General features: G+C 69.9%; 17 protein-coding genes. 9 read left to right on the top strand and 8 right to left on the bottom strand.

The window, feature by feature from the left end; genetic code table 11:
- The 3 genes from AB0C76_RS36280 to AB0C76_RS36270 all read left to right on the top strand — a co-directional run.
- Positions 1-1,175 (top strand): alpha/beta fold hydrolase (locus tag AB0C76_RS36280; RefSeq protein ID WP_359973910.1); only part of this gene is annotated, 1,175 nt, incomplete at its 5' end.
- Positions 1,176-1,201: 26 nt separating this feature from the next.
- Positions 1,202-2,188, top strand: a complete 987-nt coding sequence (locus AB0C76_RS36275) for an ATP-binding cassette domain-containing protein (protein ID WP_359973908.1) — start codon at positions 1,202-1,204, stop codon at positions 2,186-2,188.
- Positions 2,185-2,979 (top strand): ABC transporter permease, encoded by a 795-nt coding sequence (locus tag AB0C76_RS36270; protein WP_359973907.1) that lies wholly within the window; start codon positions 2,185-2,187, stop codon positions 2,977-2,979. Before AB0C76_RS36275 ends, AB0C76_RS36270 begins: the two co-directional genes overlap by 4 nt.
- A gap of 46 nt (positions 2,980-3,025) precedes the next feature.
- On the opposite strand, the gene AB0C76_RS36265 is transcribed toward AB0C76_RS36270, so the two are convergent.
- Complete coding sequence (locus AB0C76_RS36265; protein WP_359973905.1) at positions 3,026-3,274, bottom strand: hypothetical protein; 249 nt, start codon at positions 3,272-3,274, stop codon at positions 3,026-3,028.
- Here AB0C76_RS36265 and AB0C76_RS36260 point away from each other — a divergent pair, their 5' ends adjacent.
- Entirely contained in the window at positions 3,275-3,568 is a 294-nt protein-coding gene (locus AB0C76_RS36260) for a hypothetical protein (RefSeq protein ID WP_359973903.1), read from the top strand.
- A 22-nt stretch (positions 3,569-3,590) separates the two neighbouring features.
- Here AB0C76_RS36260 and AB0C76_RS36255 read toward each other — a convergent pair whose 3' ends face one another.
- From AB0C76_RS36255 to AB0C76_RS36235, 5 genes are all read right to left on the bottom strand, one after another.
- A complete protein-coding gene (locus tag AB0C76_RS36255; protein WP_359973901.1) occupies positions 3,591-4,058 on the bottom strand; it encodes an NUDIX domain-containing protein in 468 nt (155 codons plus the stop codon).
- Between the two features lie 119 nt (positions 4,059-4,177).
- A complete protein-coding gene (gene cyaB / locus AB0C76_RS36250; RefSeq protein ID WP_359973899.1) occupies positions 4,178-4,744 on the bottom strand; it encodes a class IV adenylate cyclase in 567 nt (188 codons plus the stop codon).
- A gap of 117 nt (positions 4,745-4,861) precedes the next feature.
- Complete coding sequence (locus tag AB0C76_RS36245) at positions 4,862-5,332, bottom strand: hypothetical protein (RefSeq protein WP_359973897.1); 471 nt, start codon at positions 5,330-5,332, stop codon at positions 4,862-4,864.
- A 51-nt stretch (positions 5,333-5,383) separates the two neighbouring features.
- Positions 5,384-5,914: a GNAT family N-acetyltransferase gene (locus AB0C76_RS36240; RefSeq protein ID WP_359973895.1), complete on the bottom strand. Its 531-nt coding sequence runs from the start codon at positions 5,912-5,914 to the stop codon at positions 5,384-5,386.
- A complete protein-coding gene (locus AB0C76_RS36235) occupies positions 5,911-6,876 on the bottom strand; it encodes a hypothetical protein (RefSeq protein WP_359973893.1) in 966 nt (321 codons plus the stop codon). Before AB0C76_RS36235 ends, AB0C76_RS36240 begins: the two co-directional genes overlap by 4 nt.
- 761 nt (positions 6,877-7,637) lie before the next feature.
- Between AB0C76_RS36235 and AB0C76_RS36230 the strand changes: the two genes are divergently transcribed.
- The 4 genes from AB0C76_RS36230 (at position 7,638) to tgmC (ending at position 10,601) form a co-directional block, all read left to right on the top strand.
- Positions 7,638-7,841, top strand: a complete 204-nt coding sequence (locus tag AB0C76_RS36230; RefSeq protein ID WP_359973891.1) for a hypothetical protein — start codon at positions 7,638-7,640, stop codon at positions 7,839-7,841.
- Between the two features lie 359 nt (positions 7,842-8,200).
- Positions 8,201-8,512, top strand: coding sequence for a putative ATP-grasp-modified RiPP (tgmA, locus tag AB0C76_RS36225; RefSeq protein ID WP_359973890.1), 312 nt, complete (start codon positions 8,201-8,203; stop codon positions 8,510-8,512).
- The gene (tgmB, locus tag AB0C76_RS36220) at positions 8,509-9,459 is read left to right on the top strand and encodes an ATP-grasp ribosomal peptide maturase (protein WP_359973888.1); all 951 of its coding nucleotides are present in this window, start codon (positions 8,509-8,511) and stop codon (positions 9,457-9,459) included. The genes tgmA and tgmB overlap by 4 nt, the downstream gene beginning before the upstream one ends.
- Positions 9,456-10,601 carry an ATP-grasp peptide maturase system methyltransferase gene (gene tgmC, locus AB0C76_RS36215; RefSeq protein ID WP_359973886.1) on the top strand — a complete coding sequence of 382 codons (1,146 nt, stop codon included), beginning with the start codon at positions 9,456-9,458 and terminating at the stop codon, positions 10,599-10,601. The genes tgmB and tgmC overlap by 4 nt, the downstream gene beginning before the upstream one ends.
- Positions 10,602-10,711: 110 nt before the next feature.
- Here tgmC and AB0C76_RS36210 read toward each other — a convergent pair whose 3' ends face one another.
- Both AB0C76_RS36210 and AB0C76_RS36205 read right to left on the bottom strand, forming a co-directional pair.
- Entirely contained in the window at positions 10,712-12,670 is a 1,959-nt protein-coding gene (locus tag AB0C76_RS36210) for an AarF/UbiB family protein (protein WP_359973885.1), read from the bottom strand.
- 73 nt (positions 12,671-12,743) lie between these two features.
- Entirely contained in the window at positions 12,744-13,292 is a 549-nt protein-coding gene (locus tag AB0C76_RS36205; RefSeq protein ID WP_359973883.1) for a hypothetical protein, read from the bottom strand.
- 306 nt (positions 13,293-13,598) lie between these two features.
- Here AB0C76_RS36205 and AB0C76_RS36200 point away from each other — a divergent pair, with 306 nt between their 5' ends.
- A complete protein-coding gene (locus AB0C76_RS36200) occupies positions 13,599-13,712 on the top strand; it encodes a lasso RiPP family leader peptide-containing protein (protein WP_359973881.1) in 114 nt (37 codons plus the stop codon).
- Positions 13,713-13,725 lie beyond the last annotated feature (13 nt).

Below are 13,725 nucleotides of genomic sequence, written 5' to 3'. Positions count from 1 at the left end.
TGCCCGACTACATGGTCCCGTCCGCCTTCGTCACCCTCGACGCCCTCCCGCTGAGCGTCAACGGCAAGCTCGACCGCAAGCAGCTCCCGGCCCCCACAGCCGAGTCGGCGGCCACCGCGCGCGGCCCGCGCTCGGCGCAGGAGGAGGTGCTGTGCGGTCTGTTCGCCGAGGTCCTGAAGGTGGACCGGGTGGGCATCGACGACAGCTTCTTCGAGCTGGGCGGCGACAGCATCACCTCCATCCAGCTGGTCAGCCGGATCCGGTCCGTCCTCGGCGTGAAGCTCAGCAACCGGGGCGTCTTCGAGACGCCGACCGTCGCACGCCTCGCCGAGAAGCTCGGCACCGGCCAGGACGGCGACGGGTTCGAGGTGCTGCTGCCGCTGCGCACCGGCGGCGACCGCCACCCGCTGTTCTGCGTGCACGGCGCCGGCGGGCTCAGCTGGCCGTACTCGTCGCTCCTCAAGCACATCGCCGCCGAGTACCCGGTCTACGGCCTCCAGGCCCGCGGCCTGGACGGCTCGGACGCCCGGATCGCGACCAGCGTCGAGGAGATGGCCGCGGACTACGTCGAGCAGATCCGCGCGGTGCAGCCCGAGGGCCCGTACCACCTGGTCGGCTGGTCCTTCGGCGGGCTGGTGGCGCACGAGGTGGCCACCCTGCTCGCCGAGCAGGGAGCCGAGGTCGCCCTGCTCGCCAACCTCGACCAGACCCCCTTCGACGAGTCCTGGACGACCGACGAGGGCTACACCAGGCCCACCGAACGGGACGTCCTGGAGACCCTGCTCGACTTCGTCGGCTACGACCTCGACGAGATCCGCTCCCGACCCCTGGACCACCAGCGGGCGATGGAGCTGATCCGCGGCCGGGACAGCGCGCTCGGCAGCCTCTCGGAGCAGCACATCACCGCCTTCGTGAAGGTCGGCGTCAACAACCACGCGCTGAGCGACGGCTACCGGCCGCGCCGCTTCGACGGCGAGCTGCTGCTGTTCGTCTCGACGGTCGGCACCGACGACCCCGAGGCGCGGATCGCGGCCTCCGCGGCGGCCTGGCGGCCGCACGTGGCCGGCCGCATCACCACCCACCCGGTGCACGCGCACCACGGCCACCTGCTCCAGCCGGAGCCGGCGGCCGAGATCGGCCGCGTCCTGCTCGCCCGGCTGACCTCCGTCAACTGACCACCTCACACAGCAAAGGAGCCGTCATGGAAACGGCGATCTCGGCGGAGGGCCTCCGCAAGCGTTACGGCGACCACCAGGCGCTCGACGGCATCGACCTGGAGGTGCCGGCCGGCACCATCCTCGGCGTGCTCGGCCCCAACGGCGCCGGCAAGACCACCACCGTGCGCATCCTCACCACCCTGCTGGCGCCGGACGAGGGCCGGGCCACCATCGCCGGCTTCGACCTGCACACCCAGGCCAAGCAGATCCGCGCGAACGTCGGCCTCACCGGCCAGTACGCGGCCGTCGACGAGCGGCTCACCGGCCGCGAGAACCTCCAGCTGATCGGCCGCCTGCTGCGCCTCGGCCGGCGCGGCGCCAAGGCCAGGGCCGACGAGCTGCTGGAGAAGTTCGACCTGACGGGCGCGGCCGGGCGCCCGGCGAAGACGTACTCGGGCGGCATGCGCCGGCGCCTCGACCTGGCCGCGAGCCTGGTCGCCGCGCCGCCGGTACTGTTCCTGGACGAGCCGACCACCGGCCTCGACCTGACCAGCCGGCTCGCGCTCTGGGACATGATCAACGAGCAGGTCCGCAACGGCGTGACCGTCCTCCTCACCACCCAGTACCTGGAGGAGGCCGACCAGCTCGCCGACTCGATCGTGGTCATCGACAAGGGCGTCGTGATCGCCGACGGCACCCCCGACGAGCTCAAGCGCAAGGTCGGCGGCGAGCGCCTGGAGGTGTCGCTGGCCACGGCCGCCGACCTCGCCGACGCCACCCGGGTCCTGGCCGGCCTCGCCTCCGGCGAACCGAGCGTGGACGAGGACGCCCGGACGGTGTCGGTGCCGATGAGCGGCGGGGTGACCACCATCGCCGCCGCCGCCCAGGGCTTGCAGCAACTCGGCATCGAACCGCAGGACTTCGCCGTCCGCCGGTCCTCCCTGGACGACGTCTTCCTCGCCCTCACCGGCAAGCAGGGCGCCGAGCCCGTCACCGACCCCGCCCAGTCCAAGGAGTTGCAGACAGCATGACCGAGGTGTTCAGCGACACGTTCGCGCTCGCGGGCCGCCAGATGCGGCACATCCGGCGGATGCCGGAACAGCTCCTGGGCATCACCGTCATGCCGGTGGCGTTCGTCCTGGTCTTCGGGTACCTGTTCGGCAGTGCGATGCAGGTGCCCGGCCAGGGGGGCTACAAGGAATACATCATGGCGGGCATCTTCGCCCAGGTGATGCTGGCCAACCTGACCACGACCGCCGTCGGGGTGGTCGAAGACCTCAACAACGGCCTGGTGGACCGTTTCCGGGCCCTGCCGATCTCGCGCTCGTCGGTCCTTCTCGGCCGCACCGTCGCCGACCTCGTGCTGGTCTCGTGGACCTCCGCGATCATGGCACTGGTCGGCTACCTGATCGGCTGGCGGGCCCACAACGGCATCCTGCAGACACTGGCCGGCTTCGGCCTGCTGCTGCTGATGGGCTTCGTGATGTCGTGGGTGGGTGCGCTCGTGGGTCTTTCCCTGCGCAGCCCCGAGGCGGTGAGCGCGCTCGCGGGCGTCGTGATGATGCCCCTCGCCTTCCTGTCCAACGCGTTCGTCCCCCCGCAGGGCCTTCCCGGCTGGATGCGCGTCGTCGTCGAGTGGAACCCGGTCAGCGCGGTGGTATCGGCCGCCCGCGACCTCTTCGGCAACGACCGCGGCGCGTCCGACGGCGCCTTCCCGTCCGACCACCCGATCCTCGCCGCCACGATCGTGATGGGCGTGCTCCTGGCCGTCGTCATCCCGCTCGCGGGCCGCGCCTACCAACGCGCCGCCGCCAAGCGCTGAGCCGCATGGCCGCGCCCCCGCTCGGCCCCGGCCGAGCGGGGGCATTTCAGCCGAAGGGCAGTACCGCCGTGCTGCCACCGGCAAGCACGCGCGCGTACTCACCCCGGTCATCGAAGGGCCGGTAGTTGACGACGGGGTCACCGGCCCGGACGAGGGCGGTGGCGCACCCGAGGCACCAGGCCTGCGGAGGCTGCTCGTCGAGGTCTTCGATCGCGGCAGGAACAGAGCACTGCAATTCACCGAGATGCGCCCGGGCGGCGCCTACGGTTTCGGCTGGGGCGCGGAGTTCGAGCACATGAGCTGGAGATCGGGGCTGCTGAAGCACCTGGAGTCCTTGCCGTGGCCTCGCCCGGAGACGGTGCAGGTGTTGATCCACGACGAGGAGGACGACTGCTTCGGCCTCTGGATGATCCATGACGGCAGGCTGGTGGAAGTGCCCCTTCCGCACACCAGACGGGCCTGGTGGTACGGACCGCCGAAGGAGGGCAACGCGCCTGACCCGGGCATCCTGAGCCGGACGGATCGCGGCCCCGTGGATTGGCCGGAGGAGATCGAGGGCGGCGACCAGTCCCGCCCCCCGGCCTGGTGAGAGCGCCGAGGCCCAAGGAAGGTCACCGCACGACCGGAATCACGCCGGACCTCCAGTCGGACAACCGCTTGCGGACACTGGGCACCATCGGCAGCCCGTCCGTGTCGGAGGGGCTGAACCACGCCACTTCGTGGGACTCTTCCGAGATCCGGAGTTCGCCACCGACCGGGCGCCCGAGGAGGCAGATGCTGAACTCCTGCCGGACCTCGCCGTCGTCGTAGGCGAGGACGCGCCCGGGGTTGGTGTAGGTGCCGACGATCCCGGTGATCTCGATGTGGATGCCGGTTTCCTCGTACGTCTCGCGGATGCCGCACTCCCCGAGGGACTCGCCGATTTCCATCATGCCGCCGGGAAGACCCCACATCCCGTTGTCGGTGCGGCGCTGGAGGAGGAGGCGGCCCGCCTCGTCGACCACGACCACCGATGCGGCCGGCACCAGACTGTTGGCCTTGGGGGCGTTCGGATCGTTCTCGTAGTCACGCCTGGGCATGCTCCACCTCCGGGATCGTCCACACGTCGCCTGCGAAACATCGTCTCCTGCACGGAAAATGACCCGCTGGGCTTGGCGCCCCCGCTCGGCAGCGGCCGAGCGGGGGCGAATCAATGCACTCAGGCCGGACGAGCCGCCGAGACCGCGTCCGTGTAGAGCTCGGTCGTCAGGTCGTCCTCACCGATCCCAAGGTCGGTCAGCACTGCCCGGACGACGGCGAGCGCCGGCACGAGGTCGTCCTGTGTGGTCGCGGCGGTCTCGACTTCGATGAACGTGGCGTTCAGCTCCGGCACCCTGACGAGCGTGGCGAGCAAGTGCCGCCCATCCCGCTTGAAGTCGTAGTTGCGGCACCGCTTCTCGAACCGGATGCGCGGGGTGAACCCGAGGCCCTTGACGATCTCGTGGGCAGCATCGGCGTCCTCAACCCGCGTCTCGTGTTCGGGCTTCGATCCGGACGACTCGTCGACACGGGCGCCCTTGTAGGTGAGAACGGTCCGGGTGTCGTCAGGCCCGAAAACGGTGCGGATCCGGAGTTCGCGGTCTTCGCCCATCAGGCTGCCGTCCGCGGCGTCGTAGTAGGTGTCCCGGTAGACCTCTGCGCGGCCGGCGCCGTACTGATCTTCCAACTGCGCGAGGAGCGCCTCGGGGTCGCGAACAACCGCCTTGAGCTCCGCCTCGATCGCCATTCCGGTCCCTTCGTCAGATCACGCGCTCAGCGCCGTCCAGCAACACCTCAACCACGGGGATCCATAGACCAGCCGCCGGCCGTCCACCTGCCAGTTCACGCAACTCTCCCTATCCGCCTACCGACTCGCACCGTCCGGCCAGAGGACCCGGACCGGGACACCGCGGCGTTCGGCGTAGCCGACGACGTCCGCCGTGCCACCGTAGCCTCGCGCGGGGAGGCCGTCCCAAACCGCCAGGACCAGATCCGCGAGGCCAACCAGGACTTCGCTACCAGCCATGTGAGCAGCCGAGTCCGAGGCGGTCATGCCAGTGTGATGAACCTCCGATGCCCGCTCCAGGAGCCTGTCATAGAGCGGGTGGTGGTCGGCGGGCAACGAGTCCCGGTACTCCTCTGCGGGAATGACGGCCTCAAAGGCCCCACCCCGGTCGAGGAGCATCTCAGCGAACCATGCGTCCGGGCCGTCCGCGATGCACGAGATCCCCGTGACCGAACCACGCTGCTCGTCCAGGGCCGCAGCGAGCAGCTGCCGGACTTGCCGCTCCACGTCTTCGTCCAATCCCCGATGGCCGGTGATTCCGATGCGCATGCTGGCCTCCTATCAGGTACACGGCGTCTGGACGGTCATCGAAGTCCCGCACTACCGAGGCCGGATCATCGCAACAAGCGGCGGCGCTTGAGGAGACGGCTGGACCTCGTTGATGGCCTCGTATCCCCATGTCTCGTAGAGGGCCAAGACCTTGCCGTCACCGGCTGCGGGATTGACCATCAAGGTGACCTGGGGCTCGGTACGGCCGGACAGCAGCTCGTCGTGGATGCGCCTGGCCACCCCGGTCCCCCGCCACTGGGTGCGGACCCCGATCTCCTTGAGGGCGAGTGTCGGCAGAGCGACCACCTCAGCAGGCAGCGGCTTGATCATCCGGGTCCACCAGCGGTCGCCTTCCTCGATGGTGTTGCCGTAGGCGTACCCGATCGGGACCTCGCCGGCGTAGCCGAGGACGAGTTCGAAGCCGGGCTCGCCGGCATGGCGGCCGAGGCGCTCGGCGAAGGCGGCGACGCGGTAGTTCGGCAGATGGAGGAGCGGGGCCCGCACATCGGCGTACACCTCGATCAGCCTCGTTCGAGCTTCCTCGGTCAGCTCGCGATAGCGCTGCAGCTCTATGTCGATCACGCCTCGGTCCTCCTGAGATCGCTGCTGTAGTCCTGCCACGTCCGCGCGGCCCTGCTGTCTGCCGCTCCCCCGAACAGATCCGCTCCGAACCGGTCCAGCATCCCAGCCACGCGTGGATGCTCGGCAAGGCTGGCCGGGATGCCTGTAGCGGTCGTTACCGCCGGTTCCAAGTCGCCCTGGCCAAGTTGAGCCCTGGCGAGGCGCGCGGTGGTGATCGCCCGCGATCGCTGCATATGCGGCCGCAGCAGAGCCAGGCTCCGATGAGCGCATGCTTCGGCGTCCTCATACCTGCCGAGAGCCAGGAACGCGGCAAGGGAAAGCGATTCGAGCTCGGCGTGGTCATAGTGCGCGGTCAGCCACATGGGCCTGGAGACATCCGCGTCAGCGCGATAAAGGGCTTCCTGGGCGCGCCCGATGGCGTGCCGAACGGCGTTGTGGTCACCAGTCAGGCCGTGGATGGCGGCGTGCCGGGCGTGGCCGAGAGAGGCAAACATCGGGTCTCGCCGGGTGATCGACAGTCGTCGTGCCACGTCATTGGCAGCGAGCGCGTCCGCAGGACGGCGCATGTGGCGGTAAAGGCTCCCGGCGTGCGACCAGATTCGGAATTGGATGGCCTGGTCGCCGGACATGGACGCGAGGCTGGCCGCGCGAACATGGTGCCGTGCGGCAGCGTCGAAGCGGCGACCGTCAATGGCCGCCCACATCGCGGAGGACATGAACGCAGCAGCGCACCCGTACAAGTGCTGCCGGACCCGCTGACTCGCCGATCCGGATTCTTGGAGAGCCAAGGCCTCGTCGGCGAAAGCTACGGCCTGATCCTCGATGCTGCGACGGCCCCCATGTCGGTGATCGCTAGCGATGACGTCTGCAAACCTCGCGGTGATTCGCCCGACATCGCTGGTGCCGAGCCGGTGCGGGACAGTGATGCCTGCGGGAGTAGCGGCGCCGATGGCGGCGGCCATGAACGATCGCCTGTTCACATCTGTCTCCGGTGCTGGTCGACTCGTGCCGGGTTGCACAAACCCGAGGTCTGGACCAGTACACCCGAATACCGCCTGAAGCGCGGCCCTCATCTTCCCCGGCGGCCAAGCTGACTTACCTGTCAGCCAGTTGTGAACCGTACGCTCTGATACGGTGCCTGGCCTTCCGGTGAGGCGTTCGATCTCGGCATTCACTTCGCGTGCCAGCCCAGCCTGCGTCAGACCGAGCCGAGCCATGTGGTGCCGGAGCAAAAGGTTGCCCTCCATGTGCCGACCGTATCCGCTCTATCACCCTTCGCACATGCCGCCAGGTAATGGGCTCGTCAAGTTTTCCGGTGGCTGCCGGGTGCGAACGTGCCAACTCTTCCTCACAGGTAAGCAGTTGATGCCCATTCACTGAATGCAAGGCGCTCCGCAGGATGAGTTGGACATCTCGACCCGGGGGTCTGCAGAGCACTACCGGCGGCGGCTTTGCGGTGTCCGCGAGGACGACACCAGGCCTCCGCACCAACTTCCGTTCAAGCGACCTGGAGCACTCATGGCGACTACCGAGCGTCCCCCCGACGTCCCGAGAGCCGCGAACGCCACCTCTTCGAAGGCCGCGTGCGTCGTCTGCGCGGCGTTCGACCGCATCGCGGATGCGGAGATGCGCAGGAAGTACCCGGAGGCCCGGCTGCCCGGCGTGTTGGCGGAACTCGAAAAGATCCGCGCTCGGCACGTGGCAGCCTGTCGGACGGTGGCCCGTGTCTCTGCATGAGATCGCGCTGCGAAAGCAGGAACCCGCCGCCGACGCCGACGCCGACGCCGACGAGTGTCCTTCCTGCCTATGGTTCGACGACCTCGAACGCCAGCACACGGAGCACCCGACGATCCTGCGCAAGGTCGCCAACTGGCGCGCTCTGCACCTGGAGCACGACGAATGCCTGGCGGCGCACGATGACGAATGACCCGGAGTCCCCGCTCCCGCCCTGGACCAACTTCCTTGGAGGTCCGATCCGGTACGACGAGCGCGACGAGGTCGGTTTTCCCGTGCGACCCCTCGAACCGGTGACCGAGTCGCCGACCCTCCAGCGGCTTCGGGCTGAAGTCCGCAAGATCAACAGCCGCTATTGGAGGGCCTAACGCGCCCGTGGTGGTTCTCCGGCGCCGGCACTACTCGGGCCGGCCGCCGATCGACGCGAGAGCGCCCCTCCCCCCAACCGCGCCGCTGACGAACTCGCGCGCCCACAGACTCCGCCCACCTTGCCACGGTTGCCGCACCTACCGGGCGGCCCCAGAAGCACCACCTACAAGGAGGTACAACCTCATGTTCGTCCACTCCGATCGGCTCCTCACCGGCAGCCCGTTGCCCACCGGCGTCCGCACGGCCGTGCCGTGGGGGGTCCGCAGGATGGCGCCGTACCCGGCGTTCTCGCCCGGATACGCCCGCGTCGAGATCGACCCCTCCACCCAGGCCGGTCGCTACTTCGACGCGACCGGGGCGGTCATGGAGATGCCCGGTCACGGCACCAGCACCGGCACCAATCCGCCCACCAACACCGGCAACCCGTCCGACGGCTCCGGCGGCGGCGGGGCCGGCGGCGGCGACCAGGACACGGGGAACGACGGCGATCAGTGACCGACGTCGGCCCGGTGCTGGTCGTCACCATCAAGGACGACCCCACGGCCGACCTGGTGATCGTCGAGCTGCACGACCGGGGCGTCCCGGTCGTGCGGCTCGACTCCGGGGACTTCCCCCACGCCTTGTCGGTCGCGGCCACGATCACCTCCGACGGCGTCGAGGGCTCGATCACGACGCCGTCCCGAACTGCCGACCTCTCGAAGGTCCGGTCCCTGTACTACCGGCGCCCGTCCGGGTTCGCGTTCCCGCACCTCGACGAGCAGGACGCCCGCTTCGCCGTCACCCAGGCCCGGTACGGCCTCGGCGGCATCATGGCGTCCCTTCCCGGCTGCCTGTACGTCAACCACCCGCACCGCATCGGCGACGCCGAGTTCAAGCCCTCCGGGCTCGCCGCCGCAGCCGCTGCCGGCTTTCTGATTCCTCCGACGCTGGTCACCTCGGATCCGGACGCCGCGAGGGCGTTCATCAAGCGCCACGGCCTGGCGATCTACAAGCCGTTGTCGGCACCGCTCTACCGCGTCGACGGCATCTCGTGCACCGTCGAGGTCGCGGACGTGACCGCGGACGAGATCGACGACGCGGTGGCCGGCACCGCCCACCTGTTCCAACAGCGCGTCGACAAGGTCGCCGACTTCCGCGTCACCGTCATCGGCGACCGGATCTTCCCCGTGCGGATCGACTGCGACCTGCTGGACTGGCGGACCGACTACAGCAAGCTCACCTACTCCGTCGCCACCCTGCCGCCCGGCATCACCGAGGCACTGCACGCCTACCTCGCCCACTTCGGGCTGGTCTTCGGCGCTTTCGACTTCGCGGTGGACCGGCAGGGCCGATGGTGGTTCCTGGAGTGCAACCCGTCCGGCCAGTGGTACTGGCTGGAGCCCGAGACCGGCCTGCCGATGCTCACGGCGATGGCCGACCTGCTGGAGAGGAAGACCGGATGACCCCGACCACCGGCGACAGCACCCGCTTGCGGCGAGAGCTCGCCGAGAGCTTGGCCGAGCGCGGGTTCCTGCGGACCGAGCCGTGGCGCAAGGCCGTGGAGGCCGTGCCCCGCGAGGAGTTCCTGCGCGGCGGCTTCTTCGACGTCGTCCCCGGCTCCGCTCCGACCGCCTGGAGCCCCGTCTTGCCCGACTCGCCGGGCTGGCTCGAACAGTGCTACCGGGACGAATCCCTGGTCACCCAGATCGCCGGAACCATTGTGCCCGGCGACCTGCGGGGCGAGATCATGCGGGCCCCCACGTCCTCCAGCACCATGCCGAACCTGGTCGTGCGTATGTGGGAGGACCTCCAGGTCGAGGACGGCCACCGGGTCCTCGAAGCGGGCACCGGCGCCGGTTACTCGACGGCGCTGGGCTGTCACCGGCTCGGCGAGGACCAGATCGTTTCCGTCGAGGTCGACCCGGAGGTCTCCGCGCGGGCCGGGATCTCGCTGGGGGCGTGCGGCTTCTTTCCCGAGCTCGTCGTCGGTGACGCCCTGACCGGCCACGCCGACGTCCGCCCGTTCGACCGGGTCATCGCCACCTGCGGCGTCCTCGCCATCCCGCCCGCGTGGATCGAGCAGACGAAACCGGGAGGGCTGATCCTGGCGACCGTGTGCGGCTGGATGTACTCCTCCGAGCTCGCCCGACTCACCGTCCGGGAGGATGGCACCGCTCAAGGGCGCTTCCTGAACGGGCAGATCTCGTTCATGCTCGCCCGTCCTCACCTGCCTCCGCCGCTCGGGCTGCTGCCCGATCTGAACATCGGAGACGAACGCGGCGCCGTCCACGGGGCGGACGTCCTGGACGACTGGACGGCCCGCTTCGTCGCCCAGGTAGCAGCCCCGAGGTCCCAGAAGATCACGCTGAACGTCGACGGCCGGGATCAGCACGTCCTCATCGACGTCGAGGCAGGCGCCTGGGCAGTACTCACCCGGGACGGCGAGAAGTGGACCGTTCGCCAGGGCGGGCCGGCCCGCCTCTGGGACGCCGTCGAGGAACACCTGACGCGGTGGCTCACCGACGGCTCGCCGTCCCTCGACCGCTTCGAGATCACCGTCACCCCGGACGGCCAGACGATCACCTGGCCACGCCGAACGAGCTGAGGCGGGCCGCCGGACCCGTATCCCCGGTCGGCTGATTCCTGCGGCTTCGGTCCGATGAGAGGGCCCCTGCGCCCGGGACTGCCGGGCGCAGGGGCCGCGGACGTGTCGACTCACCGTCTGTGCTTGGGGCCGATCATCAGGAACAGCACCCGCATGACCAGCACCGAGCTGATCACCAGCAGGTTGTAGCCGAAGAGTTCGAACAGCCCGAGCCCCTTGCTCAGCATCGGGCCGCCGCCCGTGCGCAGCAGCTGCACGCCGACCAGGCCGATCACGCCGCCCAGGAAGGCGAGCAGGATCTCGTGGACCAGTGAGCGCAGGAAGCGGCGGTCCTCCGGGTCGGCGAACATCCGGACGCCGACGGTCAGTTGGCCGCCCTCGATGGCCGCGCCGATCCGCTCGACCCGGCGGGGCAACCGGCGCAGCATCGGCACCAGGCCGAGGAGTTCCTCGGCGACGTTGCGGCCGAGCGTCTCGGGCTTGAGCTTGCGCAGGTGCTGGGTGACGGCGAAGGAGCGGGCCTCGGCGACGATGTCGAAGCCGGGCACCAGGCGGTCGAGCGAGCCCTCCATGGTGGCGAGGGCGCGGAAGACGGCGGCGATCTCCGGAGGCACGTTGATGCCGTGCCGGGCGACGATGGCGAACAGGTCGGCGAACATCTCGCGGTCCGGCTTGACCCCGGGGGCGAAGTGCCGGGCGAGGAACTGGCCGACGGCCCGTTCGAGTTGGCGTTCGTCGATGTGCTCGGGGTGGACCACGAGCTCGATCAGCGCGTCGGACAGGCCACCGGGGTCGCCGCGGTGCAGGGCCAGCAGCATGCCTCGCAGGGTGGCCCGCAGCGAGCGGTCGATCCGGCCGACCGAGCCGAAGTCGAGCATGCCGAGGGTGCCGTCGTCGAGCAGCAGCAGGTTGCCCGGGTGGGGGTCGGCGTGGAAGACGCCGCTGGTCATGATCTGGCCGAGCAGGCACTCCAGCAGCGCGCCGGCCAGCGCCTTGCGGTCCAGCCCGCGCTCGTCGAGCACCCTGGGCGCGCTGTGCAGGGGGATGCCCGTCATCCACTCGCTGACCAGCACCCGCTTGCCCGTGAGCCGCTCGTGCACCTCGGGCACCCGGACCATCGGGTTGCCGCCGGCCTGCTCGATGGCCGCGGCCACCGCCATGGTGTTGCGGGCCTCGATGCGGAAGTCGAGCTCCTCGTGCACCGAGACGGCGAAGCCCTGGGCCAGCGCGACGGCGCCGACGCTGCGGCCCCACTCGGTGTGCTGCTCCAGGCGCTCGGCGAAGCGGTAGAGGATGTCCAGGTCGTCGACGACGATCTCGCGCGCGCCGGGGCGCTGCACCTTGACCGCGACGTGCTGCCCGTCGGGCAGTCTGGCCCGGTGGACCTGGGCGATCGAGCCGGCCGCGTACGGCTTGGTGTCGAACTCGGCGAACACCTCGTGCGGCGCGGCGCCCAGTTCCTCGCGCAGCACCTGCTCGACGGACTCCCAGGGCTCCGGGGTGGCCTGGTCCTGGAGCAGGCTCAGCTCGGCGATGAACTCGGGCGGCAGCAGGTCGTAGCGGGTCGACATCACCTGCCCGAGCTTGACGAAGGTGACCCCGGCCTCCTCCAGCGCGAGCCGCAACGAGGCCGCCAGCACGGCCCGTTCGGCGGCGGCTCCCGGCCCGCGCCGGGTGCGCCCGCTGAGGAACCGGCCGAGGCCGTGCCGGACGAATATTCGGCTGAGCCGGCCGTAGCGCCGGGTTCGGGCCACCTGGCGGCGCAGCGAGCCGGGCAGGCGGGCGAGTCCGCGCATCGGGGAGGAGGGCAGCAACACCTCGGTGGCCGCCAGGAAGAGCATGGCGACCACCAGCGAGACCCCGATCTCCAGGGTCACCAGGGCGAAGGGCTGGACGTCACGCAGCGGGTAGCTGACCAGGCTGCCGCTGGCCAGGCCGACCGCCCCGGTGGCGATCGCCCGCCCCTTGCCCAGCCGGACCCCGAGCAGCCGGCGCGCGCCCGAGGCGAGGCCGGTGACGAAGACGAACAGCGACAGCGCCCCCAGCAGGACGACGGCCGCGGCACTCATGCGCCCGCCTCGCTACGCTCGGCAGGGGCACTCGCCCACTCGCACCCCTCCATGATCCGCTCGCTCCGCCCGCTCATGCCCGACGGCGCCGGCGCGAGGCGTAGTTGACCGTCACGACGGCGAGCAGCGGGCCCCACAGCAGCAGCGGCATGTAGAGCCAGCCCATGACGGCCCGGTGCACGCCCTTGAGGTTCTCGCTGTCGACGCTGTCCCACACGGCAGCCTGACTGATCGTCACGGCGGTGAGGACGGCGGCGCCGAGCAGCGCGGCCGTCACGGCGGCCCAGGTGCGGACCTGCTTGCCGCCGATCAGCGGCAGCCAGCGCGGGGCGACGATGCCCCAGTCGCGGACGAGGCCGAGGGTGAGCAGGGCGGCGCCCTCCTGGAGCACACAGATGGCGGGCAGCACCAGGTAGCCGTTGCCGGGGATGCCGTAGTCGTGGCGCAGCACCTCCGTGCTGTACCCGACGGGCACGCCGATGGCCATCGCGAGGCGCCAGAGCGTGGAGGGCAGGGCGATCAGCGGCACCGCGTGCGCGACCCAGACCGCCCAGCGCGGCGGCGGGGGCGTGCCGTCCAGGGCGGCTCCGGGGGCCAGGGCTCGGCCGGCTTCGATTGTCATATGACACTGCCAATCAGATCGTCAGGTGCATGCTGGCCATAAATCGTATGGCGCTGACCTGTGCCTTTCCGGTGGCACTGACAGCTTGCTGCCAGGATCCGGCCACCCGTGCACAATCCGATCACATGTCCACTCGCTGCCAGCCGATCTTGGGATTCCCGGCGGAATTCGGCATTCCCCGTCACTTCAGGACACTGCCGTTGAGCGGACTGCGCATCACGCCCAAGACTCTTCACCGGGAAGCACCCGGAATATCCCGGGAACCGCCCCGATATCCACCTCCGTAGTTCGTGAAAGGAGAAAGCCATGAGCAAGAAGCGGTACGAGACCCCGGTTTTCGAGTCCGCCGGCACTTTCCGCGCCGTCACCGGCTGGAAGGGAATCTTCAGCTGGGATTTCTTCCACGGCCAGATCATGTGACCGCCGGAAAACT

Origin of the sequence: Kitasatospora sp. NPDC048722 (assembly GCF_040650235.1) — a bacterium.
GTDB lineage: Bacteria > Actinomycetota > Actinomycetes > Streptomycetales > Streptomycetaceae > Kitasatospora.
This window is presented reverse-complemented; position numbering and strand designations above follow the sequence as displayed.

Coding starts and splice junctions, on each gene's coding strand:
- AB0C76_RS36275 (WP_359973908.1), top strand. CDS start 1,202: ATGGAAACGGCGATCTCGGCGGAGGGCCTCCGCAAGCGTTACGGCGAC.
- AB0C76_RS36270 (WP_359973907.1), top strand. CDS start 2,185: ATGACCGAGGTGTTCAGCGACACGTTCGCGCTCGCGGGCCGCCAGATG.
- AB0C76_RS36260 (WP_359973903.1), top strand. CDS start 3,275: ATGAGCTGGAGATCGGGGCTGCTGAAGCACCTGGAGTCCTTGCCGTGG.
- AB0C76_RS36255 (WP_359973901.1), bottom strand. CDS start 4,058: ATGCCCAGGCGTGACTACGAGAACGATCCGAACGCCCCCAAGGCCAAC.
- cyaB (WP_359973899.1), bottom strand. CDS start 4,744: ATGGCGATCGAGGCGGAGCTCAAGGCGGTTGTTCGCGACCCCGAGGCG.
- AB0C76_RS36245 (WP_359973897.1), bottom strand. CDS start 5,332: ATGCGCATCGGAATCACCGGCCATCGGGGATTGGACGAAGACGTGGAG.
- AB0C76_RS36235 (WP_359973893.1), bottom strand. CDS start 6,876: ATGGCCGCCGCCATCGGCGCCGCTACTCCCGCAGGCATCACTGTCCCG.
- tgmA (WP_359973890.1), top strand. CDS start 8,201: ATGTTCGTCCACTCCGATCGGCTCCTCACCGGCAGCCCGTTGCCCACC.
- tgmC (WP_359973886.1), top strand. CDS start 9,456: ATGACCCCGACCACCGGCGACAGCACCCGCTTGCGGCGAGAGCTCGCC.
- AB0C76_RS36210 (WP_359973885.1), bottom strand. CDS start 12,670: ATGAGTGCCGCGGCCGTCGTCCTGCTGGGGGCGCTGTCGCTGTTCGTC.
- AB0C76_RS36205 (WP_359973883.1), bottom strand. CDS start 13,292: ATGACAATCGAAGCCGGCCGAGCCCTGGCCCCCGGAGCCGCCCTGGAC.
- AB0C76_RS36200 (WP_359973881.1), top strand. CDS start 13,599: ATGAGCAAGAAGCGGTACGAGACCCCGGTTTTCGAGTCCGCCGGCACT.